Here is a 3,866-nt window from a genome sequence, read left to right on the forward strand (position 1 = left end):
GTTCCTAGTTTATTAGTTACATCATCTTGTTTCCATAATCCTTTTATTTGCATTTCATTAGATGCTCCACCCTTGCCACCAACTGCTCCTGATGCACTTCCTGAGCCTCCTGAACCATTTACCTTTTCATATTCTATTGGCTTTTCAACTGATACACTTCCCTCTAAATCTAAATAGCCGTGTAAATGGTCGTACTTCATACCAAAAGACGCAACCGAACTTAACGCTGTAATTCCTAATAAGATTTTCTTCATTACTTATTCCTCCTAGTTTTATTACCATATGTATATTCATAAAATATTATACCTTACTTCGTTTTTTTTGTCAATATAGAGAAAACCAAAACATCGTAGGTATATCTAGTTGTTTATCTCTTTTCTTTTACAATAAAATAAATAAAATGAGCCGCCCTACCGGGCGACTCAAAGGGGGGGTTAATTGAGGTTGACTGACACTATGTCAGCCAAAATCATTGTACAACATTTTTTATTTAATTGCAAGCATTTTTTAATTTTTTTTGTTTTTTTCATTTTTTTAATTCAATTATAACCTAACCCGTATTTATTAATCCTTTTCAAAAACTAAAGTTTTCCCATTTTCTTCTTTAATCTCATATCCACAAAATTTTAATTTTCTTATCTCTTCTATACTACTAATATTATTTTCTATTAAAGCTGTCAAAAATCGACCTCTAGCTTTTTTAGATATAGTCGAATGTATCTTACCTGATTCTTTAAAAACAAAATTATACATTCTCTCCCTTATTTCTTTACTAAACACTTCTTCAAATTCATTTGATAATAATGAAATAATTAAATCTTCATCTTTTACCATACTATCATATTGTTCTTGCCAAAACTTTTTTAAACTAACATTATTAACAACAAGGTTATTTAAAAAATCCAATCTATGTAAAGAAATATTATCTAAAACGTTTATTATCCCATAAAAAGATGAAGTAATATATACGTTATTTAAATATTCTTTTTCTTTATCGCTTAAATTTTCTCTTTTAATATTTCTATACATTAAACCATCAAATAAATCTATAGCTCTGTACTCTTTTGAGATTTTATTTTTAATATCAAGAAATCTTTTTCTTTCAAGTTCAGCCTGTTCCTTTTTAACTTTAAAAAATTTAGATAAATCTTCTATTTTTAATATTTCATCTAATACTTTTTCGGTGCTCTCTCCTATACCTTTTCTAAGAACTTTTTCTCTTTCTCTCATTTGTTTTGCTGTGGGTATTAATATCTTCATAATTTTACTTTCTTACAAAAATACACTCTATAACCTGAATGTATTTCTAATGTTTTACAATTACCAAATATTTCTAACAATTTCTTTTCTGTACTTTTAGCTCCATGTTTAGTTTGAATTACACAATAGAAATCTCCATCTAAATTTAAATGATTATACGAATTTTCATATATGTTAAATATTACGTCTTTTCCTGCTCTTATAGGGGGATTTGAAATTATTATATCAAAATTTTCGTTAATATTTTCAAAGCAATCAGACTTATATATATCATAATCATTAACCATATTATTTTTACAATTTATTTCAGACAACTCTAAAGCCCTCTCATTCACGTCAGTTAACGTGAATTTACTATGTTTATAGAATTTAGATAATAGTACAGTTACGCTCCCATATCCACAACCTATATCAAGCAATTCAAATTTTTCTTTCTTATTATTATTAATAAATTCTTTTACCATTACCTCTGTTCCAAAGTCAAGCCTATTTTTAGAAAACACTCCTGTATCTGTAATAAAAATATACTTTTCCCCTAAAAAATCTATTTCTATTTCTTTCCTATTAGTTTTTAAATCGCTATTATTAGTATAATAATGTTTCATAAAGATACCTTTTTTCTCCGTCTCGATATTCATCTTCAAGTAATTCCTTAACATAGAAATTAAAATCTAAATATAGTTTATTTGCTCGTATATTATTAATACCTGTAGTTAATTGTACTTTTTTTATTCCTATTTTTTTTAATTCTTCTAACACTGAGCCTAAAATTTTATGTCCCATACCTTGATTTTGATATTCAGTGTTAGTAAATAACCCGTAAATATATGCTATCTCTCTATCAAATGATGACATAACTTCTATTACAGAAACTATTTCTTTATCTCCTTTTAATAAAGCATACACTCTACCATATTTAGCCATAGGTTTTATATTATAATTACCAATAGATGCACCCTCAAATATTATATCTTCTAATTTTACAATATCATAAAGTATATTTTCATCTTTTATTGGATCTAATAATTTAAATTTTATCATTTTCTCTTACCATTTCTATAAAATATTCATGTATTCTAGTATCATTTGTTAATTCTGGATGAAATGCTGTAACTAACATATTTTTTTCTCTTGCAGCAACTATTTTTTCATCCACAGTAGACAATATTTCAACATTATTTCCTACATTAACTGCATAAGGTGCTCTAATAAATACCATAGGGAAATTAGAAATATCTCTAAATTTTTCATATGATTTAAATGAACCTAATTGTCTACCGTAAGCATTTCTTTTTACTGTAATATCCATAATTGCAAAATGCCTCTTATCATCATTATCTATGTTTTTAGCTAACAATATCATTCCAGCACATGTTCCAAATACTGGCATACCATTTTCTATTTTATTTTTTAATTCTTCATATATATCAAGTTCTCTTAATAATTTCCCCATTACAGGACTTTCTCCACCTGGTAAAATTAAAGCATCAAAATCTTTTAATACATCTTTCTTTTGTCTTATTTCAAAACTCTCTACTCCAAGTTTATCTAAAATTTCCTTATGCTCAACAAAAGCTCCTTGCAATGCTAAAATTCCAATTAACATTACTACTTACCTCTCTCTGCCATTAATATTTTAATTTCAGATTCATTTATCCCTACCATAGCTTCTCCTAAATTAGAAGAAACTTCTGCAAGTATTTCAGGATCATTATAGTTAGTTACTGCTTTAACTATAGCTTTTGCTCTTGCTTCTGGATCTCCTGATTTAAATATTCCAGAACCAACAAACACTCCTTCTGCTCCAAGTTGCATCATTAATGCTGCATCAGCAGGAGTTGCTACTCCACCAGCAGCAAAATTAACTACTGGTAATTTCTTATTATCATATACATATTTTAATAAGTCATATGGAACTTGAAGTTCTTTTGCAACGTTATATAATTCTCTTTCATCTAATGATGATATTCTTCTAATTTCATTTTGCATCGCTCTCATATGTCTTACAGCTTGAACTATATCACCTGTACCTGGTTCTCCTTTAGTTCTTATCATTGAAGCTCCTTCATTAATTCTTCTTAAAGCCTCTCCTAAATCTTTAGCCCCACATACAAACGGAACTTTGAAATCTCTTTTATTAATATGCAATACATCATCTGCTGGCGTTAAAACTTCAGATTCATCAATATAGTCTATTTCTATAGCTTCTAAAATCTGCGCTTCAACAAAATGACCTATTCTCGCCTTTGCCATTACAGGTATACTTACAACTTCTTGTATACTTTTAATCATTGCAGGATCACTCATTCTTGCTACTCCACCAACAGCTCTAATATCAGCAGGTATTCTCTCAAGTGCCATAACTGCACATGCCCCAGCTCTTTCTGCTATTATAGCTTGTTCAGGTGTAGACACATCCATTATTACCCCACCCTTTAACATCTGTGCTAAATTTTTATTTAATTCATATCTGTTATCTTCCATATTTATTTCTCCCTCAAATATATTTTTTCTAATTATATCATAATTACACACATTTTAACAACTTAAATTACCTATTCGACAACTAAATTTCAATGCCCGTCTTCCAACAATTTTTCTTAAGA

General features: G+C 28.3%; 6 protein-coding genes. All 6 read right to left on the reverse strand.

Annotated elements, in window-relative coordinates; genetic code table 11:
• A partial coding sequence (locus tag BUE91_RS05035) for a hypothetical protein (RefSeq protein ID WP_143605907.1) occupies nt 1-254 on the reverse strand: 254 nt, incomplete at its 3' end.
• 310 nt (nt 255-564) lie between these two features.
• Nucleotides 565-1,260, reverse strand: a complete 696-nt coding sequence (gene yaaA / locus BUE91_RS05040; RefSeq protein ID WP_073508148.1) for a peroxide stress protein YaaA — start codon at nt 1,258-1,260, stop codon at nt 565-567.
• Nucleotides 1,257-1,865 carry a class I SAM-dependent methyltransferase gene (locus BUE91_RS05045; protein WP_073508149.1) on the reverse strand — a complete coding sequence of 203 codons (609 nt, stop codon included), beginning with the start codon at nt 1,863-1,865 and terminating at the stop codon, nt 1,257-1,259. The genes yaaA and BUE91_RS05045 overlap by 4 nt, the downstream gene beginning before the upstream one ends.
• Nucleotides 1,846-2,301, reverse strand: a complete 456-nt coding sequence (locus BUE91_RS05050) for a GNAT family N-acetyltransferase (RefSeq protein ID WP_066899180.1) — start codon at nt 2,299-2,301, stop codon at nt 1,846-1,848. The genes BUE91_RS05045 and BUE91_RS05050 overlap by 20 nt, the downstream gene beginning before the upstream one ends.
• Nucleotides 2,288-2,866: a pyridoxal 5'-phosphate synthase glutaminase subunit PdxT gene (gene pdxT, locus BUE91_RS05055; RefSeq protein WP_073508150.1), complete on the reverse strand. Its 579-nt coding sequence runs from the start codon at nt 2,864-2,866 to the stop codon at nt 2,288-2,290. The genes BUE91_RS05050 and pdxT overlap by 14 nt, the downstream gene beginning before the upstream one ends.
• Nucleotides 2,867-2,868: 2 nt before the next feature.
• Nucleotides 2,869-3,744 carry a pyridoxal 5'-phosphate synthase lyase subunit PdxS gene (gene pdxS, locus BUE91_RS05060; protein ID WP_073508151.1) on the reverse strand — a complete coding sequence of 292 codons (876 nt, stop codon included), beginning with the start codon at nt 3,742-3,744 and terminating at the stop codon, nt 2,869-2,871.
• Nucleotides 3,745-3,866 lie beyond the last annotated feature (122 nt).

Source organism: Streptobacillus notomytis, assembly GCF_001902585.1.
GTDB lineage: Bacteria > Fusobacteriota > Fusobacteriia > Fusobacteriales > Leptotrichiaceae > Streptobacillus > Streptobacillus notomytis.